The 25,047-nt window shown below is 64.2% G+C and carries 31 protein-coding genes; 18 read left to right on the top strand and 13 right to left on the bottom strand.

The window, feature by feature from the left end:
* Positions 1-30: 30 nt before the first annotated feature.
* The 5 genes from R4P47_RS06905 to R4P47_RS06885 form a co-directional block, all read right to left on the bottom strand.
* Positions 31-516 carry a hypothetical protein gene (locus R4P47_RS06905; RefSeq protein ID WP_317784349.1) on the bottom strand — a complete coding sequence of 162 codons (486 nt, stop codon included), beginning with the start codon at positions 514-516 and terminating at the stop codon, positions 31-33.
* Positions 516-1,142: a hypothetical protein gene (locus R4P47_RS06900; RefSeq protein WP_317784348.1), complete on the bottom strand. Its 627-nt coding sequence runs from the start codon at positions 1,140-1,142 to the stop codon at positions 516-518. The genes R4P47_RS06905 and R4P47_RS06900 overlap by 1 nt, the downstream gene beginning before the upstream one ends.
* Before the next feature lie 13 nt (positions 1,143-1,155).
* Positions 1,156-1,401, bottom strand: coding sequence for a hypothetical protein (locus R4P47_RS06895; RefSeq protein WP_219519430.1), 246 nt, complete (start codon positions 1,399-1,401; stop codon positions 1,156-1,158).
* A 1,210-nt stretch (positions 1,402-2,611) separates the two neighbouring features.
* Entirely contained in the window at positions 2,612-2,845 is a 234-nt protein-coding gene (locus R4P47_RS06890) for a hypothetical protein (protein ID WP_317784347.1), read from the bottom strand.
* An 80-nt stretch (positions 2,846-2,925) separates the two neighbouring features.
* Positions 2,926-4,350, bottom strand: coding sequence for a recombinase family protein (locus R4P47_RS06885; RefSeq protein ID WP_317784346.1), 1,425 nt, complete (start codon positions 4,348-4,350; stop codon positions 2,926-2,928).
* 62 nt (positions 4,351-4,412) lie between these two features.
* Between R4P47_RS06885 and R4P47_RS06880 the strand changes: the two genes are divergently transcribed.
* Entirely contained in the window at positions 4,413-5,093 is a 681-nt protein-coding gene (locus R4P47_RS06880; RefSeq protein WP_317784345.1) for an NAD-dependent deacylase, read from the top strand.
* A 38-nt stretch (positions 5,094-5,131) separates the two neighbouring features.
* Here the strand turns inward: R4P47_RS06880 and R4P47_RS06875 are convergent, their stop codons facing one another.
* A complete protein-coding gene (locus R4P47_RS06875; protein ID WP_317784344.1) occupies positions 5,132-5,512 on the bottom strand; it encodes a helix-turn-helix transcriptional regulator in 381 nt (126 codons plus the stop codon).
* 62 nt (positions 5,513-5,574) lie between these two features.
* Between R4P47_RS06875 and R4P47_RS06870 the strand changes: the two genes are divergently transcribed.
* From R4P47_RS06870 to R4P47_RS06860, 3 genes are all read left to right on the top strand, one after another.
* Complete coding sequence (locus R4P47_RS06870; RefSeq protein WP_317784343.1) at positions 5,575-5,964, top strand: hypothetical protein; 390 nt, start codon at positions 5,575-5,577, stop codon at positions 5,962-5,964.
* Between the two features lie 67 nt (positions 5,965-6,031).
* Positions 6,032-8,335 carry an accessory Sec system translocase SecA2 gene (secA2, locus tag R4P47_RS06865; protein ID WP_317784342.1) on the top strand — a complete coding sequence of 768 codons (2,304 nt, stop codon included), beginning with the start codon at positions 6,032-6,034 and terminating at the stop codon, positions 8,333-8,335.
* Entirely contained in the window at positions 8,328-8,735 is a 408-nt protein-coding gene (locus tag R4P47_RS06860) for an META domain-containing protein (protein WP_317784341.1), read from the top strand. The genes secA2 and R4P47_RS06860 overlap by 8 nt, the downstream gene beginning before the upstream one ends.
* 4 nt (positions 8,736-8,739) lie before the next feature.
* Here R4P47_RS06860 and R4P47_RS06855 read toward each other — a convergent pair whose 3' ends face one another.
* A complete protein-coding gene (locus R4P47_RS06855; protein WP_317784340.1) occupies positions 8,740-9,327 on the bottom strand; it encodes a TetR/AcrR family transcriptional regulator C-terminal domain-containing protein in 588 nt (195 codons plus the stop codon).
* A gap of 125 nt (positions 9,328-9,452) precedes the next feature.
* Between R4P47_RS06855 and bioB the strand changes: the two genes are divergently transcribed.
* The 3 genes from bioB to R4P47_RS06840 are packed head-to-tail and all read left to right on the top strand — an operon-like array spanning position 9,453 to position 11,289.
* Positions 9,453-10,445 (top strand): biotin synthase BioB, encoded by a 993-nt coding sequence (gene bioB / locus R4P47_RS06850; protein WP_068052684.1) that lies wholly within the window; start codon positions 9,453-9,455, stop codon positions 10,443-10,445.
* Between the two features lie 22 nt (positions 10,446-10,467).
* The gene (locus tag R4P47_RS06845; RefSeq protein WP_317784339.1) at positions 10,468-10,692 is read left to right on the top strand and encodes a hypothetical protein; all 225 of its coding nucleotides are present in this window, start codon (positions 10,468-10,470) and stop codon (positions 10,690-10,692) included.
* Positions 10,693-11,289 (top strand): DUF2567 domain-containing protein, encoded by a 597-nt coding sequence (locus tag R4P47_RS06840; protein ID WP_317784338.1) that lies wholly within the window; start codon positions 10,693-10,695, stop codon positions 11,287-11,289.
* 10 nt (positions 11,290-11,299) lie between these two features.
* Here the strand turns inward: R4P47_RS06840 and R4P47_RS06835 are convergent, their stop codons facing one another.
* Positions 11,300-12,010 (bottom strand): NUDIX hydrolase, encoded by a 711-nt coding sequence (locus tag R4P47_RS06835; RefSeq protein ID WP_411567307.1) that lies wholly within the window; start codon positions 12,008-12,010, stop codon positions 11,300-11,302.
* A gap of 67 nt (positions 12,011-12,077) precedes the next feature.
* On the opposite strand from R4P47_RS06835, the gene nadA reads away from it, so the two are divergent.
* The 5 genes from nadA to R4P47_RS06810 all read left to right on the top strand — a co-directional run bounded on the left by nadA (position 12,078) and on the right by R4P47_RS06810 (position 16,235).
* The gene (gene nadA / locus R4P47_RS06830) at positions 12,078-13,136 is read left to right on the top strand and encodes a quinolinate synthase NadA (RefSeq protein WP_052047833.1); all 1,059 of its coding nucleotides are present in this window, start codon (positions 12,078-12,080) and stop codon (positions 13,134-13,136) included.
* Positions 13,133-14,701, top strand: coding sequence for an L-aspartate oxidase (locus R4P47_RS06825; RefSeq protein ID WP_317784336.1), 1,569 nt, complete (start codon positions 13,133-13,135; stop codon positions 14,699-14,701). Before nadA ends, R4P47_RS06825 begins: the two co-directional genes overlap by 4 nt.
* Position 14,702: 1 nt before the next feature.
* Positions 14,703-15,578: a carboxylating nicotinate-nucleotide diphosphorylase gene (gene nadC / locus R4P47_RS06820; RefSeq protein WP_317784335.1), complete on the top strand. Its 876-nt coding sequence runs from the start codon at positions 14,703-14,705 to the stop codon at positions 15,576-15,578.
* Positions 15,579-15,611: 33 nt separating this feature from the next.
* Positions 15,612-15,986, top strand: a complete 375-nt coding sequence (locus tag R4P47_RS06815) for an RNA-binding S4 domain-containing protein (RefSeq protein WP_149406105.1) — start codon at positions 15,612-15,614, stop codon at positions 15,984-15,986.
* 66 nt (positions 15,987-16,052) lie between these two features.
* Entirely contained in the window at positions 16,053-16,235 is a 183-nt protein-coding gene (locus R4P47_RS06810) for a hypothetical protein (RefSeq protein WP_149406104.1), read from the top strand.
* Between the two features lie 53 nt (positions 16,236-16,288).
* Here the strand turns inward: R4P47_RS06810 and R4P47_RS06805 are convergent, their stop codons facing one another.
* Positions 16,289-18,004, bottom strand: a complete 1,716-nt coding sequence (locus tag R4P47_RS06805) for an HNH endonuclease signature motif containing protein (protein ID WP_317784334.1) — start codon at positions 18,002-18,004, stop codon at positions 16,289-16,291.
* 80 nt (positions 18,005-18,084) lie between these two features.
* Positions 18,085-19,068, bottom strand: a complete 984-nt coding sequence (locus tag R4P47_RS06800; RefSeq protein ID WP_317784333.1) for a LysR family transcriptional regulator — start codon at positions 19,066-19,068, stop codon at positions 18,085-18,087.
* Between the two features lie 78 nt (positions 19,069-19,146).
* On the opposite strand from R4P47_RS06800, the gene R4P47_RS06795 reads away from it, so the two are divergent.
* Positions 19,147-19,563: a DUF5997 family protein gene (locus R4P47_RS06795; protein ID WP_317784332.1), complete on the top strand. Its 417-nt coding sequence runs from the start codon at positions 19,147-19,149 to the stop codon at positions 19,561-19,563.
* On the opposite strand, the gene R4P47_RS06790 is transcribed toward R4P47_RS06795, so the two are convergent.
* From R4P47_RS06790 to rhtB, 3 genes are read right to left on the bottom strand one after another with little or no spacing between them, the layout of a single operon-like run.
* Positions 19,560-19,943 carry a YchJ family protein gene (locus R4P47_RS06790; RefSeq protein ID WP_149406100.1) on the bottom strand — a complete coding sequence of 128 codons (384 nt, stop codon included), beginning with the start codon at positions 19,941-19,943 and terminating at the stop codon, positions 19,560-19,562. The genes R4P47_RS06795 and R4P47_RS06790 overlap by 4 nt on opposite strands.
* Positions 19,940-20,089, bottom strand: coding sequence for a hypothetical protein (locus R4P47_RS06785; RefSeq protein WP_155289322.1), 150 nt, complete (start codon positions 20,087-20,089; stop codon positions 19,940-19,942). The genes R4P47_RS06790 and R4P47_RS06785 overlap by 4 nt, the downstream gene beginning before the upstream one ends.
* Before the next feature lie 11 nt (positions 20,090-20,100).
* The gene (rhtB, locus tag R4P47_RS06780; RefSeq protein WP_317784331.1) at positions 20,101-20,727 is read right to left on the bottom strand and encodes a homoserine/homoserine lactone efflux protein; all 627 of its coding nucleotides are present in this window, start codon (positions 20,725-20,727) and stop codon (positions 20,101-20,103) included.
* Between the two features lie 82 nt (positions 20,728-20,809).
* Here rhtB and R4P47_RS06775 point away from each other — a divergent pair, with 82 nt between their 5' ends.
* The 5 genes from R4P47_RS06775 (at position 20,810) to hisB (ending at position 25,023) form a co-directional block, all read left to right on the top strand.
* Positions 20,810-21,277, top strand: coding sequence for an SRPBCC family protein (locus R4P47_RS06775; protein WP_317784330.1), 468 nt, complete (start codon positions 20,810-20,812; stop codon positions 21,275-21,277).
* A 21-nt stretch (positions 21,278-21,298) separates the two neighbouring features.
* Positions 21,299-21,817 (top strand): DinB family protein, encoded by a 519-nt coding sequence (locus tag R4P47_RS06770; protein WP_317784329.1) that lies wholly within the window; start codon positions 21,299-21,301, stop codon positions 21,815-21,817.
* Positions 21,818-21,923: 106 nt separating this feature from the next.
* Positions 21,924-23,276, top strand: coding sequence for a histidinol dehydrogenase (gene hisD, locus R4P47_RS06765; protein ID WP_269593940.1), 1,353 nt, complete (start codon positions 21,924-21,926; stop codon positions 23,274-23,276).
* Positions 23,273-24,403: a histidinol-phosphate transaminase gene (locus R4P47_RS06760; RefSeq protein WP_317784328.1), complete on the top strand. Its 1,131-nt coding sequence runs from the start codon at positions 23,273-23,275 to the stop codon at positions 24,401-24,403. The genes hisD and R4P47_RS06760 overlap by 4 nt, the downstream gene beginning before the upstream one ends.
* Positions 24,400-25,023: an imidazoleglycerol-phosphate dehydratase HisB gene (gene hisB, locus R4P47_RS06755; protein ID WP_032394340.1), complete on the top strand. Its 624-nt coding sequence runs from the start codon at positions 24,400-24,402 to the stop codon at positions 25,021-25,023. Before R4P47_RS06760 ends, hisB begins: the two co-directional genes overlap by 4 nt.
* Positions 25,024-25,047: the final 24 nt, after the last annotated feature.

Here is a 25,047-nt window from a genome sequence, read left to right as displayed (position 1 = left end):
CAATTCTCCGGGCCGCTAGGTCGTGCCCTGCTACTGAGTGACACCGCGACGGTGTTCGGCTTGCAGCGTGCGAATCAGGGGCACGGAATCGAGCAACAGCGATGTACTCCTGCGCTCCTCGACAGCAATTTGCCTGACCTCGGCCATGAACTCGGCATTTGGGACGAAGCTTTCGGTTTCGTTGTCCCACTCCCACGGAACGGTTAACCGGACATAGATTTCGTCGTAGTTTTCGATGCCATCAGGATTGCCGGGGGCTGGTCTTTGGAGGCAGTGCCCGATGTGGGCCGCTCCTTCGATGCGCTCGGCAATGTCCTTCGCAACTCCCATCAGAATCCAGAAGATCGAATTGTGATCGGTGGTCTTCTGCGCGCCGAACGCGTCGAACGGCAGATCCGTTGTCAGGCGTAGGTACACCACGAGATCGTCTTCGTCGTTTGTGTGGTCATCGAAGATCGGCTCTTCGAACGGTTGCTCGGCTTTGAACTTGAGCGCGGCTTCGAGGTTGGGCCACATCAGAACTCCTCTTCCCAATCCCGTTTCGGCTTAGTCTTCTTCGGTGCGCTGTTCTCCTCGGGAGCGGGCGAGGCAGCGCCCCCCGGCGCTGTTCCGAGCGGAGCGACCTCTCTCTTTCCCTTACCCTTGTCCCTTTTGGGAAGGGACGGGACGGGAAGGGAAGGGGTAGCGTCACCTGACTGGTCAGCTGACGAATCACGTGACGCGTCACTGGTATTGAGGTGCTGGTCATCGGTGTTGACGGTGTTATGTGACGCGTCACTGTCGGTCTTTAACCGATCTGTCTGTTTAGCAACCAGATTCGCGCGGTATCGTCGCTGTCTTTCGGCAGCATTCAGCTTGCGCTGTGACACCGTTTCGGCGAGTTCCTGATCATCCCAGGGGACTTCGTATGTACCATCTTCGTTGGCTGTCCAGTCGAATTTTTCGACCAGCTCCTCCAAGAGATCGGGCACGTTCTCGAATACAGCCGCCAGCTTTGCAAGTGAGCGCTTGCTCAGGTGTCCGTTGCTTCCAGCTTTGTTGCACACCACAAGAGCGCGCACGTGGAATCGTTCAGCGTCAGGAGATAGTTCGAGGTTGTCTACGCGGTCTGCCCAGTCGTCGGGTATCCGTGTCCATGTCATCGTGGCGCGTCCTTCACTTCTTCAATTCGGCTTTGACAGCTTCGATTTCGAGCCGATCGACCATGTGGCACTTCGGTCCGATCTTGTAAATGGTGAGGATGCCCCTTTCGACGCGGGCTTTCACAGCTACCGAACTGAGTCCGAGTAGGTGGCCCGCTTCGGTCAGGGTCATTAGCCTCGGGTCGATGGGTTGTTCGATCTTTGGAATTCCCTTCACGGCAATACCTTTCATGTGGTTGTGTGCTTTGCTAATGCTCACTGTAACCACGGTGTCCCCCCACTGCGGAGGAGCAGACGTGTCCCCCTCCGACCAGCTAGTATTAGAGATGTCGTCGTGGCCGTCGACAACGAAAAAGCCACCGCAACAGGCGAATACGCGCTCGGCATGGCGCGCTCCTGATCTGTTGCGGTGGCTTTCTCTATTTCACGAGAGGAATTGCTTATGCCTAAGGGGCATCCGAAAAGTGGCCGTCTCGCTCCGAAAAAAGATCAGGCGTACGGGGGCGCAAAATGTTCGTACCAGTCGATAGAGGGATTGCGGTGCACCAGATCTGGTCCGTTCGCGCTCGACTGGGAGATGGGCAGCTTCTGCCGGGATCATGCGCTAGAGCTGATGCTAGAGCGCTCGAAGGAACCGTCGCGCCAGGTCCGCAAACGGGAATCAGACAGGTACTCAGCCGAATTCGGTATGGGCCGCGCTCCCGAGTACGTGTAGGACTTCTACTGTCTCAAATGAGACGCACGAAAGAGCCGCCCCTCGGTGTCCGTACCGGTGAGCGGTTCCTGTCGTCTGTAAGTGTTCCGCACGGTGAGGAGTGGTTGACCACCGTCAGGACTACTTAGCGTTTCATCAATGCCGTCAGCCTCGCGTGTGCCTCGCGCATTTCGGCGTGCTGTTCGGCAGTCATCGGTGGTCGTCCGTCTGTCGGCTTCGAGGGGTCGAATAGCTTGTCGGCGGCATCTGCCCATCCTTCGCCCCGTGGAACAGTGATCGAATCCATGAGTCGTTTCGACTCGGCCAGCTGAACATTCATCACATGACCGACCGGCATTCCTTCGTGATAGAACTCTGTGTCCCTCGCTGCGACGTAGCCCGGTTTCATGGGCCACGGTTCACCCTCGCGAACAATGACTGTCGGTATCTCGCTCTCCCACTTGTAGCCGAATTTCTGACGGAGCGGACCGTACTTGCCTACGCCTTTGTGTGCCCTGGTGTCTGTCGTCCGCGAGAACCCAGCAGGCGGCGACTCGACCGTGATGACCACCAGTCCGCGCCTCTCCAGCGACCGAAGCGCCGTGCGTACTTGCCGGTCGTTCATTCCCAACGCCTGCGCGAGTTCGGGCGCTGTACCTCTGCCGAACCGGTCTTTATCCAGCTCGGCCAGTATTCGACGTTGCGCCGTTCCTAGTCCTCGTGACATCTAAGTACTCCTCACGGATGGGTAAAACGTTGTGTCCGTGCGGATCACTTACAGGTAGTCCTCAGCGTCGAGGAAGATCAGGTAGGGCTCGCCCCATTGCTCCCGAAGTGCGTCCGTAGTGGTGTCGACGCTCTCGTGACGTACACGAAAGAGGTCCGGCCGGACTCGATGACTGGGGGATTCGACAACGGTTGCAAGGATGGTCGTCGTCACGATTTCGCCCGTCGACGGGCGTCGAATCCTGAACGGCGCTTCGGGCTTCGGGCTGAATCCGTGGATCATGGCGCTTCCTGTCGTCGGGTGAGTTCTATCTCACTTAACGCCGACCTATTGACTTTTGTTCCCATGCGTGGGTTGGGCGATCAGCGGCGTCTCTCGACAGTCACCCCGTTCGGATCGAACACATGAGTACCGCCCTTGCCGACCGGTTGAATCGTCACCACCACGGCCGCACGGATCATGGCGCGGCGCTCGGTTACGTCGGCGGCTTTCCACGCTCCTGCGGCTCCTGCGGCCAGCTTCGCCAGTAGCGGGTTCGACGTACGTTCGGCGGCTGATCGGCGCTCCTGATCGATCTGGGGGAGTAGAGCGGCCTCGATACGTCCCAACGTCGCAGCGGTGAGTCGACCAGCGATGAACTCGGCTGTCGCGTCGTCTAGTTGTTGCTGTAGCTCGGCGGCTTTCGTCAGGTGGTGCTCGCTCGGGGAGTCCATGCCATCGGCCGCGCCGGTCTCGTCCATCAGGAACTCATCGGCCAGCCTGTCGTCCATGATCCGCAGTAGCTCGGACACGACGTGCTTATCGACCTCGGCCTGATTTCTGCCGACGTGACGATCGGGGCAGGCGTAGCGCGATTCGCGTTGGAGTTTCGGGTTCGGGGACATGCGAACGACGGGCTTACCGCACTTGCCGCACACGGCCACATTGCTCAGCAGGTGCTTAACCTCGCTGCCGCGCTGCGTCTTACGGCTCGGGTCGGTAAACGTCGCTACCAGGGCGCGGTGCTGTTGTTCCGTGATGATCGGAGGCCATACCGCTTTGACGGCCGTCGTCTGGCCCTGGTGCTGCCGTAGTCCGGCGATAGCGGGGCGCAACAACAATTGCCGAAGCGTGATCGATCGCCAGTCGTTGCCTTTGAACGTCTTTATGCCGCGCTGGTTCCAGTCCTTCACAATCGAGTTCAACGATGCGCCCGCGAGGATGGCTGTAGCGGCTTCTTTCACGAGTGGCGCTGTGATCGGGTCGAGTGTCCACACTTTCTCGTGCGTTACCGGATCGATGGTCGGCATGAACCCGAATCCGAGTGCTCCATTCGGTCGACCTCTTTCGGCATCGGCGCGCTTCGCCCTGAGGACACGTTCTCTCGTCTCGTCGGACGACTTCGCGGCTATGGCCGATTCGAGGGTGCCTATGAACCGATCCTCAGATTTGCGGAAGTCGTAGTTTCTGCTACCGGCTCGAAACAGGACGCTCCGCTCCTCGCAGAGTTCTTGCAGTGCAAGGTGTTCTTGAGTTCGTCGGCCAGCTCGGGAGAATTCCCAGACGACCAACACCATTCCAGGCTTGAGAATGCGCGTCAGGGATTCGTAGCCGGGTCGGTTTCGGAGTTCGTAACGTGAGGCGCTTATCGAGTTGTCGGTGACGATCTCGGCTATCTGCCAGCCTTCGTTTTCGCACGTCGTTCTGCATTCGGCTATTTGTTGTTCGACGCTTTTACCTCGGCCCGTCGTATCCCTCGACACGCGAGCGTAGATAACGGCGGTCAGCGCCTCGTCGGTGGCGTTCATTTCCGGTCCTCCTGGCCCTGGTGGTGCTCCTGGAGACAACGGTAACGGAAAGTCTGTTAGAAATGTCGGCCGAGTCGGGGATCGCCACGTTCCGGGACGCCCAGAGCGGGTTGTGGAAGGACTTCGACCCCAAGGATCTCGCCAGCCCGGAGGGGTGGCTGGCCGACAGCGATCTGGTGTGGGGCTGGTATCGATGGCGAGCCGAACTGGTCCGACGCTCCCAGCCCAACGCCGGTCACGTGGCACTTGCGCAGTGGCAGCAGCGGGCGCACGTGGACATCGCCACCCAGAATGTCGACGACCTGCACGAGAGGGCCGGGGCCACGGTTCTCGCGCACGTGCACGGCAGTCTGTTCGAGCCGTACTGCAGCGACTGTGGAACACGAGCATCGTTCGACGACGGTGCGGCCGACGCCCTGGCCGAGGCCGATCAGCGGGTTCCGCCGCCGGAATGCCCGCTGTGCGGCGGGCTGATCAGGCCCGGAGCAGTGTGGTTCGGGGAATCTCTGCCCGAGGCCGCGTGGGAGGCGGCCGAGCACGCGGTTCGTGAGGCCGACCTCGTTCTCGTCGTAGGCACGTCCGGAGTCGTGTACCCGTTTGCCGGGCTGCCCGCGATCGCCCGCAGCGCCGGAGCGACGGTGGTCGAGATCAACCCGGTCGAAACCGAGGTCTCGGACATGGCCGATCACCGGTGGCGCACCACGGCCGCGACGGGATTGCCTGCCTTGGTTGCGCAACTCTGACCCTGGTGGCGTGGAAAACGGTGATTCCCACTCCCAGATCACTCGGTGGTCAATGCCTCGATCAAAGCGTTCATTGCCGATGCGGCACTGTCGGTTTCGGTAGGCCCCAGAGCGGCGAGGCTGGCGATGAGTGCTGCTATCTCGGGAGCGGTCAACCCCACAGGCCGGGGCGAGGCGACACTCGCCAGCCGAGATCCGCCGTGCACACCCGGCACCGCATCGACAGGGACCCCGGACTCACGCAACCGGGCGAGGTCGCGTTCGACGGTGCGCACGGAGACCCCGAGCCGCTGCGCGAGTTCGGGCGAGGTCAACGGCCCAGCCGCGGACCCCAGCCATTCGACGATCCGCTGCTGACGCGCGACGCGGCGCAGGGTGAGCACGCTGTCGAGCGACTGGGGCGCATTCTGCTTCGGCACCGTCCGAATTTTTCCCGATTCCCGACACAGCCCTGACGGGAATGGGTCCTACCGTTGTCGATATGACACCTGACAACGAATCGGTCGACAGCTTCTTCGCTCGTTATACGGGGTACCTGACCTCGGGTGATCTCGACGGTCTAGCCGAGATCTACCACTATCCGGCTCTGGCGGTCACAGCGCGGGGATGTGCGGCGATCGCCGAGCCGCAGCAGACCCGAGAGTTCTTTCGGCAGGGGCAGACCTACTATCGGTCGCGCGGAATCGAGGGTGTGCGGGCCCGCGACATCGTCACCGAGGCAGAGGTGCCGGGTATCTGGGTCGGGCATCTTCTACTCGAGAACCTCGACTCCGACGGTTCGCCGGTGGGAACCGAGCGCAATGCCTATCAGGTGGTGACGCTGGACGACGGCACGCGCCGGATCGCGGTGACGACGCCGCTCGATGCTTAGAGCTGGGGCGAGCCGCACTCGGTACTGTGGGTGAGAACGGTTTTTCTTTCTCAGGTAGGGATAACAGATGGCTTTGGGCTCCGACCGATTCTGGCGTGTACTCGGCCGATCCGCGCAGAAGGCGCAGAGCACCTCGCGTCGAAGCGTCGACCGAGCCCAGGAGCACGCGGAGTGGGCAGCTGCCCTGAGCGAGAGTGAATTGGCGACCGAGGCGGCCGCGCTGCGTGTCGACACCGCCGAGCGTCTCGACGTTCCGCGGTATCTGGCGTTGACGCGCGAGGCGAGCGAGCGTGCGCTGAAGCTACGGCCGTTCGACGTGCAGCTGCACGGTGCCGTGCGGTTGCTCGCCGGTGACGTGGTGGAAATGGCTACCGGCGAGGGCAAGACGCTGGCCGGTGCCATCGCTGCCGTCGGATACGTGTTGTCCGGACGCGCGGTGCACGTCATCTCGGTCAACGACTTTCTCGCGCAACGTGACGCGCAGTGGATGCAACCGCTGTTCGAGTCCCTCGGTATCACGGTCGGTTCCATCGGCGAGTCCTCGACTGCCCAGGAGCGGCGCACCGCCTACGCCTGCGACATCACCTATGCCTCGGTCAACGAGATCGGTTTCGATGTTCTGCGTGATCATCTGGTGAACGACCGCGACGATCTGGTCGCGCCCGTTCCGGACGTTGCCCTGATCGACGAGGCCGATTCCGTGCTGGTCGACGAGGCGCTCGTTCCGCTGGTGTTGGCCGGTTCGGTCTCCGGTGACGTCTCGACTTCGACGGTCATGGATGCAGTCCGGTTGTTGGACAAGGGCGTTCATTTCGACACCGATGCCGAAGGACGCAACGTGTTCCTCACCGACGAGGGCGCGTTGCGGATGGAGAAGGAACTGGGCGGAATCGACCTCTACTCCGAGCAGCACGTCGGGACGACGTTGGTCGCGGTCAACGTGGCCCTGCATGCCCAGGTGCTGGTCCAGCGCGACGTCGATTACATCGTTCGTGACGGTCGTGTGCAGCTGATCAACGCCTCACGTGGCCGAGTTGCCGAACTGCAGCGCTGGCCGGACGGGTTGCAGGCCGCGGTCGAGATCAAGGAAGGGCTCGCCCCCACCGAGACCGGTGAAATTCTCGACACCATCACTGTGCAGGCGTTGATCAATCGGTACGCAACGGTGTGCGGTATGACCGGTACGGCCATGGCGGCGGGGGAGCAGCTTCGCACGTTCTACAGTCTCGGTGTCTCGGTCATCGATCCCAATGTGCCGACGGTGCGCGTCGACGAGGACGACCGTGTGTACGACACGATCGAGCACAAGAACGCTGCAATTGCACTGCAGGTGAAAGAGATTCACGAGACCGGTCAGCCGATTCTCATCGGTACCCACGATGTCGCCGAGTCCGAGGCGCTGGCCGAGACGCTCACCGCCTCGGGCGTCGACGTGGTGGTACTCAACGCCAAGAACGACGCCGAGGAAGCGGCGGTCATCGCCGCGGCGGGTGTGCACGGCGCAGTGACGGTGTCGACGCAGATCGCCGGGCGCGGAACCGACATCAAGCTCGGTGGTCCCGACGGCACCGATCGCGAACGTATTGCCGAGCTCGGCGGACTGTTCGTTCTCGGTACCGGTCGGCACACCACCGAGCGTCTCGACAATCAGCTCCGCGGACGCGCGGGCAGGCAGGGAGATCCAGGGCGGTCGCTGTTCTTCGGCAGTTGGGAGGACGACGTCGTCAAGAACAACATAGGCGACAAGGATGCACCGAAGGATACCGACGAGAGCGGAATGTTCACTTCCCCGGCCGCGGCCGCCCGCGTCGATCATGCACAGCGCATCGCCGAAGGTCAGATGCTCGAAATACATTCGCGTACCTGGCGCTACAACCAGCTGACGGCTCAGCACCGTGAGATCCTGGATCGCCGCCGGGCCACGTTGCTCGACACCGACGAGGCGTTGACGCTACTCGAGCAGCACGCGCCTGCGCGCTCGAAGGAGTTGCGCGAGAACGTGTCCGAGGAGACTCTGGTCGAGGTCGCCCGCCAGATCGTTCTGTACCACCTCGATCGGTCGTGGTCGGATTATCTCGCACACCTCGCCGACGTGCGCGAGAGTATTCACCTGCGCGCACTCGGTCGAGAGAATCCGTTGGACGAGTACCACCGGATCGCTGTCGAGGCGTTCAAGACGGTGTCCTCCAAGGCGATGGATCTCTCGCACGCTACGTTCGAGTCGGCCGAGATCACCTCGGACGGAATCGATCTGGACGAAGCGGGCTTGCGACGCCCGACGTCGACCTGGACGTACATGGTGCACGACAACCCGTTCGCGTCCCGCGGAAATGCCGGTGCGGCCGGTCTGGGGCCGATCTTCGGTGGCTGACGCGCGGCGCGCGCTGGTCGCTCTCGCGTTGGGTGCGAGTGCGGTGGCCTCCGGGTGCACCGACTCGTACGGTGAATTCCCGGCCGGCAAGACGTACTCGTCGGTCGAGGCACCCGACTCCTACACGCCGGTCGCCGGAACGACGGTCAGGCTCGAGTTCGTCGACGACCGAATCTCGGCCGAGGCCGGGTGCAACAGGTTGTTCGGCACCGTGGACACCTCGCAGGGCAGGATCACCATCGACTCTCTCGGGTCGACGCGGATGGCCTGCCCGGAGGCGTTGATGGAGCAGGACCGATGGCTGTCGGCGTTCCTGACCTCCACCCCGCGGTGGTCTCGGGACGACGGAACCATGGCCTTGGACAACGGGAACGGGCGGATCGTCTTCGCCGAATTCTGATCGACTAGTGGCGGATGCGGTCCGCCGCGGTATGCCGTACTCCGTCGAGGAAGAGCTGCAGTCCGAAATCGAATCTGCTCGTCGGGTCGGGTTCCTCGAACAGCGGTGACGCGTCGGGCGCGAGGGCTCCGACGGAGTCCATCTGTAGGCGCGCTTGCTCGTCCACGGTCTGCCCCAGGATGTAGTACAGCAACGTGTCGGCGGTGAGTTCCGCGTCGCGTCGCGGCAGTCCCGCTCGAATGCACACGGCGGCAATGCGTTCGCGAATGTGGTTGGTGGTCAGCCTCGACGCGTACGTCGCGGCCACCAATTCGGCACCGTCGCGTCGGGAAAGTAGGGCGTCGCGCAGTCGGTGGGCGATCTGCCCGATCTGTGCGTCCCACGAATCTTCGGTGGACGGCGCATCGGCACCGGAGAGTATGTGATCGGCGATGGCACCGAGCAGCGTCTGTTTGTTGGGGAAGTGCCAGTACAGCGCGCCGGGTTGTACGTGCAGCGACGTAGCGAGTCGCCGCATCGTCAGGTCTGCCAGGCCGTACTCGTCGAGAATGGCGATCGCGCCGTCCAGGACGTCCTGCCTGTTCAGTTGCACTGCTGCCCCCAAGTCGTTCGACGCATCTTCGCTTTGACAGTAGCCGAGCCCGGCGCCTAACGTGAACACCGTTCAACTTGAACGGTGTTCAATAGTGATGCCGTTCGACTACGAGGGGACCAGGAATGGACATTTTGCGCACGGCGCGTACTCAGGTGCTCGGCGACGGCATCGCGCTCGATCGATCTCAGGTTCTCGAGGTTCTCGAGCTCGGCGACGACCGTCTCGAGGAGACGATGCTGTTGGCCCACGAGGTGCGGATGAAGTGGTGCGGGCCCGAGGTCGAGGTGGAAGGAATCATCAGCCTCAAGACCGGTGGGTGTCCCGAGGACTGTCACTTCTGTTCGCAATCCGGTCTTTTCGCTTCCCCGGTTCGTGCTGCGTGGCTCGACATTCCGTCGCTGGTGGAAGCTGCGAAGCAGACCGCGAAGACCGGAGCAACGGAATTCTGCATCGTCGCGGCGGTACGCGGCCCCGACGCTCGGCTGCTCGCGCAGGTCGCCGCCGGTATCGAAGCCATCCGGAACGAGGTCGAGATCGATATCGCGTGCTCGCTCGGCATGCTCGACCAGGATCAGGTCGATCAGCTCGCGGCGATGGGCGTGCATCGGTACAACCACAATCTCGAGACCTCTCGCTCGTATTTCCCGAACGTGGTGACCACCCACACCTGGGAGGAGCGGTGGAATACCCTGCGCATGGTGCGGGAGGCGGGCATGGAGGTGTGCTGCGGCGGAATTCTCGGCATGGGGGAGACGCTCGCGCAGCGGGCCGAGTTCGCCGCTGATCTCACTGCTCTCGAACCCGACGAGGTGCCCCTGAACTTCCTCAACCCGAGGCCCGGAACGCCGTTCGGAGATCTCGATGTGCTGCCGGCATCCGATGCTCTGCGCGCCGTCGCCGCGTTTCGTCTCGCTCTGCCACGCACGATTCTGCGATTTGCAGGCGGACGCGAGATCACCCTCGGCGACCTCGGTGCCAAGCAGGGGATTCTCGGCGGGATCAATGCCGTCATCGTCGGCAACTACCTGACGACACTCGGCCGCCCAGCGGAGCAGGATCTCGATCTTCTCGGCGAGCTGCAGATGCCGATCAAAGCGCTGAACTCGACGATCTGATGGGCGTATTAGGGTGGGTCGAATGACGAGCGAGACCCACTACGACCCGTACACCGGTCGGCCTGTCGACGCCGGATCCGAGGTGGGTGCGGGTTCGTTGTCGGTCGCCGTCCGGCTCGGTTTGGAGCCGCCGCGGTTCTGCGCAGAATGCGGTCGCCGCATGGTGGTGCAGATCGTCCCCGACGGGTGGACGTCGCTGTGCTCGCGTCACGGCCTCGTCGATTCGGCCGCGACGGGTAGGCGCTAGGTGGTCACGTCGGACGTTCTCGAAGTGCCGCCGCGGAGCAGCACCGTTCGGGTGTTGTCGGTGGTTGTCGGAATCTCGGTGGCAGTGTCGGCTCTGGGCGGGATGCTGTGGGGATTCCTGGCACCGGCGCAGCAGTTGCTCGTGGTGGCGCAGGATCGCGGGGCGGCCCTGACCGGGGAGAGTCTGCACAGCTTCGACGGCCTCGCGATGTTCTCGTTCCTTTCCTTGGCCCTCGGTCTCGTTCTCCCGATCGGGTGGTGGCTGTGGAGGTCCGAGCGGGGTCCACGGCTGTTCGGTGCCGTTTTCGTCGGCGCACTCGCCGGCTCGGTCGCTGCGATCCTGGTGGGCAACGGGATTGCTGCTCTTCGGTTTCCGAAGGTCACCGACCCGGCGGTCGGGTCGATCGTCACCGTTGCGCCCAGTATCGAGACTCCGCAGGTGCTGATCGTTCAGGCACTGATGGCTTCGCTGGTGATCATGCTTCTGGCGGCGATGAATCCCAACGACAATCTGCAACACACCGATCCCGATCCGGACGACCTCGATGTCGAGTTCTTCCCGCCGCCACCGTCGTTCGACTCGAATCGAGCCGACTGACAGCAGCCGTTCACGCCTGGGGCGGTCGCAATGCGGCGAACTCGTCCGTGACTCGAATACTGTTGTCGGCAAAGCGGAACAGTGCGGGCGGTCTGCCACCGGCCTTGCCCGACGGCGCGCGCCGTCCGGTGGGTTCGATGACACCGCGCCGGCTCAGCACCCGCTGCAGGTTGGTGGCATCGACCTGATATCCGAGTGCGGCACCGTAGATCTCGCGCAGCGACGAGATCGCGAAATCGACCGGAGCCAGTGCGAATCCGATGTTGGTGTACGAGAGTTTCGCGACCAGTCGATGTCTCGCGTGCGCGACGACGGTTCCGTGATCGAACGACATGTCGGGCAGTGCCGAAACCGGGTGCCATGCGGTGTCCGAGGGGAGTGTCGGCTCGGCCGAGATCGGTACCAGGCCCAGGAAGGTCGACGCGATCCGCCGGTCTCCCGGTACGCGTTCGGGTTCGCTGAAGACCGACAGCTGCTCGAGGTGCGCCACCGAGCGCACGTCTACCTTCTCGGCGAGCTGACGGCGCGCGGACGCGGCGAGGTTCTCGTCGTCGCGCAGCGTGCCACCGGGCAGCGACCAGGTGTCGGCCTCGGGGTCGAGGGCGCGCTGCCACAGCAGCACCGCCAGTTCCGGGGCGTCGGGGTCGGAAAAGGCTCGAACTTGGAACACCGCAATGAGTACTTCGTGGACGGTGCTACGATAGGTCACGTTTTCGATCATAGGTCGAAAACTCCCTCGGAGGAAATTCGGTCACCGACGACCGGATGATCGGTGAAGGAGAACCGTCATGACCAGCAGCGCTACCCGGGTGAACATCCTGGACTCGGCATTCGCCGGAGTTCGCGACATCGTCGACGGAGCAGGTGGTTACGGGGGAGTGGAGGCAACTCCCGAGTGGGCGGCAGAGGTTCGACGGCTCGCCGATCTGCGCGGCGCGACGCTGCTCGCGCACAACTACCAGCTGCCCGCGATTCAGGACGTTGCCGACCATGTCGGCGACTCGCTCGCGCTCTCGCGGATGGCCGCCGAGGTGCCCGAGGACACGATCGTGTTCTGCGGAGTTCATTTCATGGCCGAAACCGCCAAGATCCTGAGCCCGCAGAAAACGATCCTCATCCCGGACCAGCGCGCCGGCTGCTCACTGGCCGATTCCATTACCGCAGACCAGCTCCGCGAATGGAAGGCCGATTTTCCCGACGCCGTCGTCGTCTCGTACGTCAACACCACCGCCGAGATCAAAGCACTGACCGACATCTGCTGCACCTCCTCGAACGCCGTCGAGGTCGTCGAGTCGATCGATCCGGGCCGCGACATCCTGTTCCTGCCCGATCAGTTCCTCGGCGCGCACGTCAAGCGCGTGACCGGGCGCGAGAACCTGCACATCTGGGCCGGAGAATGCCATGTGCACGCCGGTATCAACGGCGACGAGTTGGCCGAGAAGTCTCGCACCCACCCCGATGCCGAGCTGTACGTGCACCCCGAATGCGGCTGCGCCACATCGGCTCTGTACCTCGCAGGCGAGGGATTCGTACCCGCCGACAAGGTCAAGATCCTCTCCACCGGCGGCATGCTCGACGCTGCCCGCACCACCGCGTCCAAGCAGGTTCTGGTCGCCACCGAGATCGGCATGCTGCATCAGCTGCGGATGGCGGCACCCGACGTCGACTTTCTCGCCGTCAACGACCGCGCATCGTGCGGCTACATGAAGATGATCACCCCTGCTGCTCTGCTGCGCTGCCTCGTCGAGGGGCGCGACGAGGTGCACGTCGACCTCGAGACCGCGAACATCGCGAGCAAGTCGGTGCAGCGGATGATCGAGATCGGCACCCCTGGCGGCGGCGAGTGAATCCATCGGTCGCGTGGGAAACCGCGGCCGATCTCGTCGTGGTCGGCGGTGGGATTGCCGGACTCACCGCGGCTCGCACGGCGGCAGCTCGCGGCCTGCGGGTGCTGACCGTCAGCAAGGGGAGTTCCACCGCCACCGCAACGCAGTACGCCCAGGGTGGGATCGCGGTCGTCGGCCCCGAACTCGAGGATTCGATCGAATCGCATGTGGCCGACATCTGTGTCGCCGGCGCCGGCCTGTGCGACGAGGACGCGGTGCGTTCGATCGTCTCCGGCGGACGGGCGGCGATCACCTCGCTCGAAGCTGCGGGCGCACAGTTCGACCTGGCGGCCGACGGCACCGTTGCGCGGACCCGCGAGGGTGGCCACAGCGTCCGTCGCATCGTTCATGCCGGGGGAGACGCCACCGGGGCAGAGGTGCAGTGCACGTTGGACGCGTCCGTGCCCACGGTGCAGTTCGACACCACCGCGCTGCGGGTACTGACCACCCACGGCGAGGTGGTCGGTCTGCTCGTGCGCGGGCCTCGCGGTGTCGGCGTCGTTCATTGCCCGACGGTGCTGCTCGCCACCGGCGGACTGGGACAACTCTTCTCGTGCAGCACCAACCCGTCCGGCGCGACGGCCGACGGCATCGCACTCGCCCTCGACGCCGGTGCTCGGATCGCGGATCTGGAATTCGTGCAGTTCCATCCGACGGTGCTGTTCGCCGCGGGGTCGACGGGCCGTCGCCCGTTGATCAGCGAGGCAGTGCGGGGCGAGGGAGCCCGCCTGGTCGATGTCACCGGCCGTGCCTTCATGGCGGGAGTGCATCCACTCGGCGACCTCGCGCCACGCGACGTGGTGTCCCGCACCATCGCCGAGCTGCTGCACGAACGCGGTGACGACCACGTGTTACTGGATGCCCGCACGGTGGAACGCGTCCACGAACGGTTCCCGACCGTGACCGCCTCATGCCTACAGGCCGGCATCGATCCGGCGAAAGACCTGATTCCGGTGGCACCTGCAGCGCATTACTCCTGCGGGGGCGTGGCGACGGATACATCCGGGCGCACCTCGGTTCCCGGCTTGCTTGCCGCAGGTGAAGTGGCGCGCACCGGCTTGCACGGTGCCAACAGGTTGGCGTCGAACAGTCTGCTCGAGGGTCTCGTCGTCGGTGAGCGTGCGGCCTACGTGGCTGCCGAACGGGTCGGCCGACGCGGCAGCATTTCCGATGTCGCAATGCCCACGTATTCCCGTATCGGCCGCGCGGTACTGCAGCGAACCATGACCGCCGAGGTCGGCGTGGTACGAGATGCAGCGGGTGTTGTTGCAGCGCAACGCGTTCTGGCGCACGGCGTGGTATCGGAACCGCCGGTGGATGCGCGCGCCGTCGAGGACGCAGCGTTGACCGCTGCGGCGGAGGTGATCGTGATGGCCGCGGCCGAGCGCCGTGAGAGCCGAGGGTGCCATACCCGACGCGATCATCCGGAGAGCGCGCCTGCGCAACGCCGAAGCCTGTTCGTCGAACGAGATCTCGACGGACGGTTGGCGATCGTGAACGACGACGTGATGACGGGAGCACGCTGACATGACCGACACCGCGAACGAGGTGAACCCGGGCGTCGATCGCGCCGAGGTACTCGCACTGATTCGGACCGCGCTCGACGAGGACCTGCGGTACGGGCCCGACATCACCACGCTGGCAACGGTGTCCGAGGATGCCGTCGCCACGGCGTCGGTGGTCTCGCGCCAGTTCGGCACGATCGCCGGGATCGATGTCGGCCTCCTGGTTCTCGACGAGGTGATCAGAGCTGACGGATACTCCGTCGTGCATCGCATCGAGGACGGATCCGAGGTCGAACCGGGACAGGCCGTTCTGACGGTCGAGGCGCCGACGCGGGGTCTGCTCACTGCCGAACGCACGATGCTCAACATCGTCTGCCATCTCTCTGGAATCGCCACCGCGACGGCCGGCTGGGTCGCCGAGGTCGCAGACACCGAGTGCAAGATCCGGGACAGTCGAAAGACGTTGCCGGGGTTGCGTTCGCTGCAGAAGTACGCAGTACGCGCAGGTGGTGGCGTCAATCACCGGATGGGTCTGGGCGATGCCGCGCTGATCAAGGACAATCACGTGGCAGCGGCCGGTTCGGTCGTCGCCGCTCTGAACGCGGTGCGGGCTGCGGCTCCCGACATCGCGTGCGAGGTCGAGGTCGACAGCCTCGAGCAACTCGACCAGGTGCTGGCGGAGAACGTGGAACTCGTTCTGCTGGACAACTTCGCGCTGTGGCAGACGCAAATGGCCGTGCAGCGCCGAGACAAGTTCGCGCCGCAGACGAAGCTGGAATCCTCGGGTGGCCTGACCGTCGACGTGGCACGCGACTATGCGCGCACGGGGGTCGACTTTCTTGCTGTCGGCGGTCTGACACACTCGGTGACAGTGCTCGATCTCGGCCTGGACATGTAGTCGAGCCTCGCGATGTGAGGAATTCGTTCGAAGATGGAAGTTCAGAGTGTCCGCCTCGACAGTTGGATCTGGGCGGTCCGGTTGTTCAAGACGCGGTCTGCCGCTGCTGCTGCCTGCCGCGGCGGGCACGTTCGCGTCAACGGAACACCCGCCAAGCCAGGGCATCGCATCGGCCCCGACGACGAGATCAGGCTTCGAGCCGACGGGCTCGAGAAGATCGTCGTCGTGGTGCGGGCCATCAGCAAACGCGTCGGCGCAGCGGTCGTTCCCGAGTGCTTGATCGATCGCAGTCCGCCGCCACCACCGAAGGAAGTTCTGGCTTCCGTACCAAGGCGTGATCGAGGGGCAGGCAGGCCCACCAAGCGCGATCGTCGTGAGATCGACCGACTGCGGGGCCTTGGCCTCTAGTGCACTCGGCTCTCTTCAGTTACCTTCGGTAACGACAAGTAGTTCGTACGCGCAAGGAGGTGTGGAATGGACTCCGTCCTGTGGACTCCACGTTTCGCCGCCGTGTATTTCCTGGCAGCAGCGTTGCTGCTCATTCTGTTCGTGGCGATCGACGCTTCCCTCGTCATCGCCGCACCGCTTCTGTTGATGTCGGTGGGACTCGGAGTAGCTGTTCTGATTCACAATCGGAAGCGCCACCCGGTTCGCTGAGGCACGTCAGCGCGGGTGCAGGCAGGGCTGTGCCCTGAGACTGGTGTGGGTCGTCAGGCGGGTTGTCGTGGTTCCTCGTCGCCGGTGTCGTCATGCTGGTCCGGCGGGTACAGCACCTCTTCGGGGTGGTGTGCGTGATTGATCAGCCCACGCCTGCGTGGGTCCATCCCGGCTGGTGGGTGCCACAGGGTCCGGCCTGGGTAGCGATGTGCTGCTGTGGTTTTGGTGGTCGACCACTTTCCTGGTCCGGTGCCGACGAGTGCGTGGTGCATGTCGCAGCCGAAGGTCAATCCGTCGATGTCGGTGTTGCCACCGTCGATCCAGTCGGTGAGGTGGTGGGCTTGGCACCAGGTTGCGGGGCGGGTGCAGGAGGGGAAGCTGCAGCCGCGGTCTCGGGCGATGAGCACGATGCGTTGGTCTGCGGAGGCGATGCGTTTCGATCGACCCAGATAGAGGGCTCTGCCGTCGTCGTCGAAGATCGTCAGGTAGTGGTGGGCGTGGGAGGCCATGCGGATCGCGTCGCGGATCGACACTCGTGATCCGGTAGCGGTCTTCGCGTAGCCGCAGCCGGCTTCCAGATCTTTCAGGCTCATGGTGACGATCGCGGTGACGGGCAGGCCTCGGTGGGTGCCGAGGGTTCCGGATGCCAGTACCTGCCGGAGCGCCAGTTTCAGGGCGTCGTGACGACGTTCGTTCTGGGTGCGGAGATCGCGTGCGGCGGCCGCGTCCCGCGTTGCTGTCTTGTCCGCGGCAGGATCGTCGACACCAGTGTCGCTGTCGTCGTCGCCGGTGTCAGGCGTGTCACCTGACTCAGTGCCGCAACCACAGTCGGCACCCTCGCCGCATTCGCCCTCACCGTCACAGCCGGTGTTGTCCCACAACCGTGCATCATTGGACGTCGACTCGGGCTGCGGCGCAGTGGCACTGCCGTCCCCTTCGGTCTCGTCGTGGACGATCGATGTCGGGTCTGCGGGGTTGTTCACTCCCGGTTTCGCGGCTTTGGAGAACAGGGCCTCGAGGTAGGCCCTCAGTTCGGGGTCGACGCAGAATTTTCCTTCCGACATCCCGTCGACCCCTTGCTCGCCGAGGTAGAAGAACGCATCCCTCCGCTTCCGTGGCTTCGGCGGGTTTCCGTCGTCATCGTCATCATCATCGTCGTGGTCGCCGTCCGGGTTCAGCATCGCGTCCAGGCACGCCACCACCGGCGCGAAATCGTCCGGCCGCAATTTCACTGCCTGTTCCACCAACTGTTGTTCGGCGAGATCGCGGGTCTGCGGATCGACACTCGAGGGCAGATGGCGGAAGAATTCGCGGATCATCTGCACGTGCTTGGCGTCGAGCAACCCGGCCCGTAATGCTTCGGCAGTTCGCGGTAGCAACGGGGCCAGTACTCCTCCGGACAACGACGTTCGATCACCCAATTGTGCAGCCAGACGGACTCGTGCTCCTGCTGCTCGAGGCGTGATCCGCAGCATCCACGCCACCGAGGACGGGACCGAGCCCGGATACACGTCGAGGCCGTGCTGCGCGATCAGCTCGTTGAGCCAGGTGTACGAGTAGGCCGACAAGGATCGGGTCACCGTCTCCATGCGTTGGATCACCGCACGCCGGTCGGCGTTCGTCCACGACACCGACGCCTGCCGCGCCAACTCCGCGACCGCGGACTCGACCCGCTCCACGAATGCCGACAAGTCGGGATCGGACACGTCAGGGGCAGGCGGCACCACATCGATGCCGTCCACCCCTGATCCGCCGTCCCCCGAAAGCATGAACGAAATCTACCGCGACCCACCGACAAACTTTCGAACACACGTTTGTCACGATTCGGGAGCGGCGCAACAGTGCAGACTCAGCGACGCTTCCCGCTGCGTCGGGCGTTCGTTTTCGTCTTGGCAACGGGGCGAGCAGGTTTGGAGGGGTGCGCTTTCTTCTTCTTGACCGGTGCCTCGTCGGATGCGCCTCGTGAGCTGCGGGTCGAGCGGCCTCGGACGATGCCGATGAATTCCTCGATGCGGTCGTCCTCGCGTTCGGCGACCCAGGCCAGTGCGATCTGCGACTGCTCGACGTCGGTCACCGGGCGGTAGACGAGGTCCTTACGGGCGTTGAAACGCGCCACCGAGTGCGGCACGATCGCCACCCCCAACCCGGCGGCCACGTACTCGAACGTCTCCGCGGCGGAATTCATCGGCGGAAGTTCCGGGCGATTGCCGGTCACGAGTTCGGTTGCCACAGCTGCCCATTCGGGCACCGTCGCGGGGTCGGCGAGCAGATGTTCGTCGGCGAGGTCGGTGGCGGTGACCGAATCGAATGCGGCGACTGCGTGGTCCTTCGGTACCACCACGACCTGCACCTCTTGATAGAGACCGATCGCGTTGAGGCCTTCGCGATCGATCGGCGGACGAACGAAGCTCACATCGACCGTGCCGTCGTGCAAGGCCGCCACCTGTGTCTCCGGGGTTGTCGCCACCACGGAGAGAGTGACATCGGGGAACCGATCGGCCCAGATGCGTGTCCACTTGGTGAGCGTGACCCCCTCGGCGTACCCGATGGTGAAGGTCGTCGGCTCGGCTGCAGCAACCTGCGCGAGTTCCGACAGCCGGTCGTCCTCGGCGATCGCCGCCAGCGCCCGCTCCAGTAGATCGCGGCCGTCCGCGGTGAGCTCGGTGGGCGAGGCACCCGGTACGAACAGGTCGACGCCGAGCTGCTCCTCCAGTTCCACGACCGTCTTGCTCAATCGGATTCGCGAAATTCCCAGCGACTGAGCAGCGCGCGCGAAATGCAGTTGCTGCGCCACGGCCGCATACCAGCGCAGTGTCTGCACATCGATGTTCACGGTGTCGACCCTATGGGACGACGCGGGCCGCGAGCGACCGTGGCGTCGAGAGCGCTCATGGCCGGATAAGCTGTTCCGGTGAGCCCGGAGAACAAGCAGCAGACCATGAAGCCATTGACCGCGGCGAACAAGCTCGGCATCTATCTTCCCGCAGCACCCGAAGAATTCCAGAGTTCGATGGTCAGCAGGTCCGAACTGGACGCGTTGCGCAGCGATCCGCCTCAGTGGTTGACCGACTTGCAGACCAACGGACCCTTCCCGCGCGACGTCATCGCGAAGAAGCTCGGCGTGTCCATCGCAGGACTGGCCCGCGGCGGTGTCACCGAAGCGTTGACCAGTGATGCCATCGATGAGCTCGTTGCCAGCCCGCCGCAGTGGCTCGTCCGGGAGCGTCGCACCCAGATTCAGGTGCGCAAGGATGCCGAACGCATCAAGGAGAAGCAAGAAGCACGTCGTACCGCCGGTAATCGGCCGACAAAGCTCCGCAACCTCTAGCGGGAGACCACCCCGTCGAGGTAACGCCAGCGGCCGTCCACTCGAACGAAGCGGCTCACCTCGGTCATCGAGCCCGCCCCATCGGGATGCTTGTACCGAGCTCGGAATTCGACGGTTCCTGCGTCGTCGAACAATCCACCGGCGTCGGTTGCCAGAATGTCGAGTCGATACCACCGCTGATCGGGGTCCAATTCCAGCTCGGACGGTGCGGTGTCGGAATGCCACGATCTGCGGAGGTAGTCCACGTCTGCGACGGCGAACGCGGTGAATCGCGAACGCATCAGTGTCTCCGCCGTCGGTGCGTTCGCTACTCCGAGCAGATACGGCTCGCAGCATGCGTCGAACGTGTCACCGCTCGAACACGGACACCGCCGACTCACTCCGCTGCTTCCACTTCCACTGTGTAAGTGCCCAGTTCGTGCTCGTCTCGCTTGCCGACGTCCTGGATCCACGTGTTGGCCTCGAGGAGTGTGTCGAACAGTCCCAGTGGGATCGGGTCGCCGCCGAGTGCGTTCTTCATGATCACGCGGTATTTCCTCACGGAGTCACGCGCCGGACGGTCGCGAGAAACGTCGCAGCGGCGAAGAACATCCCGGCGAACGTGCGATTCATCGTTTTCTGCTGGCGCTGCGATTTCATCAGCCGCAGCACCCGAGATGCCAGGGATGTGTATCCGGTCATCACCAGCATGTCGACTGCCACCATCGTGGCCGCGATCGCCAGGTACTGGGCCAGTAGGGGCCGAGCCGGGTCGAGGAACTGGGGGAGCACTGCGACCATGAAGACGACCGCCTTCGGGTTGCTCGCGTTGACGAGGAATCCTCGGGCGAGCATCGTCGTTCCGCGGTCGGCCACCGCTGGAGCGTCGGCGACGTCGGTGGGGGCCGCACGCCATTGCCGAATGCCCAGATAGACCAGGTAGGCGACGCCGAACCATTTGATGGCGGTGAAGGCCAGCGCGGAGTTCGCCAGAACAGCTCCGAGCCCGACGGCGACGATGCCGATCTGCAGGAGCAACCCGATCTGCAACCCGAAGATGTTCCAGTATCCGCGGCGTAGGCCGTAGCGAAGCCCGGTGGACATCGACGCGATGGCACCGGCACCGGGGGAGAGACTGATGACGATGCTCGCGCCGAGGAATGCGAGCCACACTGACCAGGACATGCGTTCATTGAACTACGCCCGTCAACTCCGATTCCGCCCGGCCGCGGGTGTCGAACGCAGCGCGACGGGGTAGACCTCCCGAATGGCAGACATCAGATCCATCGACACAGGACCGCAGCAAGTTTCCAAGCAGACCGAGGTTCGAGCGCCTGCGGCCGAATTGTTCGCGATCGTGGCCGATCCGCGCCGCCATGGCGAACTCGACGGGTCCGGCACCGTCAAGGACACCGTCAAAGGCCCCGATCGTCTCAGTAGCGGTGCCAAATTCTCGGTCGGCATGAAGCAGTACGGCGTGCCGTACAAGATCACCAGCACCGTCACCGAGTTCGTCGACGCAGACAAGCACAAGGTCGTCGAGTGGCAGCATCCGCTGGGGCACAGCTGGCGCTGGGAGTTCGAGGAGAAGCAGCCGGGACTGACGACGGTCACCGAGAGCTTCAAGTACGGAACAGCGAAGTCCCCGAAGATGCTGGAACTGTTCAAGATGCCGCAGAAGAACGCGCAGGGCATCAAGAGCACGCTGCGCAACCTGGCCGCCCGCTACGCCTGACCTGCATCTATTCTGACCGGCATGCCGGTCGATCCCGACACCAAGAACTGGACCTGGGTACTCGAACGAGCCTGCCCGGACTGCGGGTTCGACTCCAGTGCCGTCGTATACGACGACATCCCGGACCTTATTCGCGCCGACGTCGAGCGTTGGGAAGCGGTTCTGCGGCGCAAAGACGTTGCTCTGCGCCCCGACGACTCGACGTGGTCCGCCCTCGAGTACGCCGCGCACGTACGTGACGCGCACCGGATCTTCCGTACCCGGCTGGCGCTGGTGCTGACCGAGGACGATCCCGAGTTCGCGAACTGGGACCAGGACGCCACTGCGCTGGCGGACGACTACAACTCCCAGGATCCCGCGACAGTGGCGTCGGAACTCGGTGACGCCGCGCGCGCCCTCGCCGACGATTTCGCCGCTGTTCCGCCCGAGAATCGGCATCGGACCGGTCGGCGCAGCGACGGATCGAACTTCTCGGTCGAATCACTGGCCGCCTACTACATTCACGACCCCATCCATCATCTGTGGGACGTGCGGGGCTGAGCGGAATTCGGTGGAACTATCCTGGGTGTTCGAACCACACTGTTACGACCGAACCCCGGCTTCGACCGAACCCCGGCACCGAACCGACTTCACGAAGGGGCCCACTATGCCTGCCCGCATCGAGCTCGCCCGCGTCGATCTACGCGGACGAACTCCATCCACCGCCGAACTACGCGGCGCACTTCCTCGAGGCGGAGTGGATGTCGATTCGGTGCTGCATCAGGTTCGCCCCGTCGTCGATGCCGTCCGCGAACGCGGCACCGAGGCTGCGCTCGAGTTCAGTGAGAAGTTCGACGGCGTCCGGCCGGATCGCATTCGCGTCCCGCAGGAAGAACTGGTCAAGGCCCTCGCCGAGCTCGATTCCGATGTTCGCGCTGCCCTCGAGGTCGCGATCGAACGAACCCGACTGGTGCACTCGGATCAGCGTCGAACCGACCACACCACCCAGGTGGTACCCGGCGGCACCGTGACCGAACGCTGGATCCCCGTCGATCGCGTCGGCCTGTACGTGCCCGGCGGCAACGCCGTGTATCCGTCGTCGGTCGTGATGAACGTGGTGCCCGCGCAGATCGCAGGCGTCGGCTCATTGGTGGTGGCATCGCCGCCGCAGAAGAACTTCGGCGGCCTGCCGCACCCGACGATCCTGGCTGCGGCGCAGCTGCTCGGCGTCGACGAGGTCTGGGCCGTCGGCGGTGGACAGGGTGTCGCGCTGCTCACCTACGGCGGCGTCGACACCGACGGCGGCGAGTTGGCACCGGTCGATCTGATCACCGGTCCGGGCAACATCTACGTCACGGCCGCCAAGCGACTGTGTCGCTCGCTCGTCGGAATCGACTCCGAGGCAGGGCCGACCGAGATCGCGATTCTCGCCGACGCCACCGCGGACCCGATTCACGTGGCAGCGGACCTCATCAGCCAGGCCGAACACGACGTCATGGCGGCCAGCGTGTTGGTCACCGACAGTATCGAACTGGCCGATGCCGTGGACGAGGCCGTCAACGCACAGATGGCGTCCACCCGGCATGCAGAACGCGTGGCCACCGCACTGAACGGAAGCCAGTCCGGCATCGTGCTGGTCGACGACGTCACGCAGGGATTGGCCGTGGTCAACGCCTACGCCGCCGAGCACCTCGAGATCCAGACGAAGGACGCGTCCGACGTCGCAGCCCGGGTGCGCAGCGCCGGTGCCGTGTTCGTCGGTGCGTGGTCTCCGGTGAGCCTCGGCGACTACTGCGCCGGCTCCAATCACGTCCTGCCGACGGCGGGATGCGCGCGCCACTCGTCCGGCCTCAGTGTGCAGACGTTCCTGCGCGGAATCCACGTGGTGGACTACAGCGAATCCGCGCTGAAAGATGTTGCAGCACACGTCATTGCGCTGGCGAACGCCGAGGATCTGCCGGCTCACGGAGAAGCGGTGCGGCTGCGGTTCGAAGGGTTGCGTACCGGTGATCCGTCATGACCGATGCTCTGGGACAAGCGGTCTCGCTGGACGACCTCCCACTGCGTGAGGCACTGATCGGCAAGTCGCCGTACGGTGCGCCGCAGCTGACCGTGCCGGTTCAGTTGAACACCAACGAAAATCCGCACCCGCCGACGCAGGCCTTGATCGACGATGTGGCGGACTCCGTTCGGCTCGCCGCCGGGCAGTTGCACCGCTACCCGGATCGCGATGCCGACGAATTACGGGCAGACCTCGCCCGCTATCTCACCGAGCAGACCGGCTTCGCGGTCGACGCGGCAAATGTGTGGGCGGCCAACGGCTCCAACGAGATTCTGCAGCAGTTGCTGCAGGCATTCGGGGGACCGGATCGCACCGCGCTGGGCTTCGTACCGTCGTACTCGATGCACCCGATCATCTCCTCCGGGACGCAGACCGAATGGATTCCGGCGAAGCGTCGGGCAGATTTCTCTCTCGACGTCGACTACGCAGTGCAGGCGATCGAAGAACGTCGACCCGATGTCGTGTTCGTCACCAGCCCCAACAATCCGACGGGCCACAGCATCGACGAGGCTGATCTGCGCCGAATCCTCGACGCGGCACCGGGAATCGTGGTGGTCGACGAGGCCTACGCGGAATTCTCCTCTGCGCCGAGCGCGATCGGCTTGATCGAGAGCTACCCCAGCAAGATCGTGGTCAGCCGAACGATGAGCAAGGCGTTCGCGTTCGCCGGCGGTCGGCTGGGATATCTGGTGGCTGCCCCGGCCGTGGTCGACGCAATGTTGTTGGTGCGCTTGCCGTATCACCTGTCGGTCGTCACGCAGGCAGCTGCGCGAGCGGCGCTGCGGCATGCCTCGGACACCCTCGGGAGCGTGGCCGAACTCTCCGCCGAACGAGATCGGGTGGCAGCGGCTCTCGGCCGCCAGGGGTACGACGTGGTGCCGTCCGACGCCAACTTCCTGCTCTTCGGTCGGTTCTCCGATGCGGCCGCGACCTGGCAGCGGTACCTGGACGAAGGCGTGCTCATCCGGGACGTCGGAATTCCCGGATATCTTCGCGTCACCATCGGACTGGCGCACGAGAACGACCGATTCCTCACCGTCAGCGCAGCACTCGCATCGACCGAAACAGCAGAGGCACCGAAGTGACCACACCCGCTCCCCGCATCGCCAAGATCGAGCGCACCACGAAGGAATCCGACATCTCGGTCGAGCTGAACCTCGACGGCACCGGCATCGTCGACATCTCCACCGGCGTTCCGTTCTACGACCACATGCTCACCGCGCTCGGCACCCATGCTCGTTTCGACCTGACGGTGCGCGCGAAGGGCGACATCGAGATCGAGGCGCACCACACCGTCGAGGACACTGCGATCGTGCTCGGCCAGGCCCTCGGTCAGGCCCTCGGCGACAAGGCGGGCATCACTCGGTTCGGTGACTCGTTCATTCCGATGGACGAAACGCTCGTGCACGCGGCCGTCGACGTGTCCGGTCGTCCGTACTGCGTACACACCGGCGAGCCGGACTACATGGTGCACTCGGTGATCGGCGGCTACCCCGGTGTTCCGTACTCCACGGTGATCAACAAGCACGTGTTCGAGACGCTGGCCTCGAACGCCCGCATCGCACTGCACGTTCGGGTGATCTACGGTCGCGATCAGCATCACATCACCGAAGCCGAGTTCAAGGCCGTGGCTCGGGCACTGCGTCAGGCCACCGAGTACGACCCTCGCGTGACCGGTGTGCTGTCTACCAAGGGAAGTCTGTGACCGGTCGATCGGCGCTCGTGCGTT

Source organism: Rhodococcus sp. IEGM 1370 (assembly GCF_033142325.1).
Lineage (GTDB): Bacteria > Actinomycetota > Actinomycetes > Mycobacteriales > Mycobacteriaceae > Rhodococcoides.
Note: the sequence above shows the minus strand (reverse complement) of the source record. Positions and strands in the feature narration are given on the sequence as shown.

Excerpts from the sequence above, each read along its gene's own strand:
- R4P47_RS06770 (WP_317784329.1), top strand. The coding sequence starts at position 21,299 with ATGCCGGTCGATCCCGACACCAAGAACTGGACCTGGGTACTCGAACGA.
- R4P47_RS06870 (WP_317784343.1), top strand. The coding sequence starts at position 5,575 with ATGACACCTGACAACGAATCGGTCGACAGCTTCTTCGCTCGTTATACG.
- secA2 (WP_317784342.1), top strand. The coding sequence starts at position 6,032 with ATGGCTTTGGGCTCCGACCGATTCTGGCGTGTACTCGGCCGATCCGCG.
- R4P47_RS06805 (WP_317784334.1), bottom strand. The coding sequence starts at position 18,004 with ATGCTTTCGGGGGACGGCGGATCAGGGGTGGACGGCATCGATGTGGTG.
- nadA (WP_052047833.1), top strand. The coding sequence starts at position 12,078 with ATGACCAGCAGCGCTACCCGGGTGAACATCCTGGACTCGGCATTCGCC.
- R4P47_RS06760 (WP_317784328.1), top strand. The coding sequence starts at position 23,273 with ATGACCGATGCTCTGGGACAAGCGGTCTCGCTGGACGACCTCCCACTG.
- R4P47_RS06890 (WP_317784347.1), bottom strand. The coding sequence starts at position 2,845 with ATGATCCACGGATTCAGCCCGAAGCCCGAAGCGCCGTTCAGGATTCGA.
- R4P47_RS06810 (WP_149406104.1), top strand. The coding sequence starts at position 16,053 with ATGGACTCCGTCCTGTGGACTCCACGTTTCGCCGCCGTGTATTTCCTG.
- hisD (WP_269593940.1), top strand. The coding sequence starts at position 21,924 with ATGCCTGCCCGCATCGAGCTCGCCCGCGTCGATCTACGCGGACGAACT.
- R4P47_RS06900 (WP_317784348.1), bottom strand. The coding sequence starts at position 1,142 with ATGACATGGACACGGATACCCGACGACTGGGCAGACCGCGTAGACAAC.
- R4P47_RS06885 (WP_317784346.1), bottom strand. The coding sequence starts at position 4,350 with ATGAACGCCACCGACGAGGCGCTGACCGCCGTTATCTACGCTCGCGTG.
- R4P47_RS06775 (WP_317784330.1), top strand. The coding sequence starts at position 20,810 with ATGGCAGACATCAGATCCATCGACACAGGACCGCAGCAAGTTTCCAAG.
- bioB (WP_068052684.1), top strand. The coding sequence starts at position 9,453 with ATGGACATTTTGCGCACGGCGCGTACTCAGGTGCTCGGCGACGGCATC.
- R4P47_RS06880 (WP_317784345.1), top strand. The coding sequence starts at position 4,413 with ATGTCGGCCGAGTCGGGGATCGCCACGTTCCGGGACGCCCAGAGCGGG.
- nadC (WP_317784335.1), top strand. The coding sequence starts at position 14,703 with ATGACCGACACCGCGAACGAGGTGAACCCGGGCGTCGATCGCGCCGAG.
- R4P47_RS06815 (WP_149406105.1), top strand. The coding sequence starts at position 15,612 with ATGGAAGTTCAGAGTGTCCGCCTCGACAGTTGGATCTGGGCGGTCCGG.
- R4P47_RS06845 (WP_317784339.1), top strand. The coding sequence starts at position 10,468 with ATGACGAGCGAGACCCACTACGACCCGTACACCGGTCGGCCTGTCGAC.
- rhtB (WP_317784331.1), bottom strand. The coding sequence starts at position 20,727 with ATGTCCTGGTCAGTGTGGCTCGCATTCCTCGGCGCGAGCATCGTCATC.
- R4P47_RS06905 (WP_317784349.1), bottom strand. The coding sequence starts at position 516 with ATGTGGCCCAACCTCGAAGCCGCGCTCAAGTTCAAAGCCGAGCAACCG.
- R4P47_RS06835 (WP_411567307.1), bottom strand. The coding sequence starts at position 12,010 with ATGATCGAAAACGTGACCTATCGTAGCACCGTCCACGAAGTACTCATT.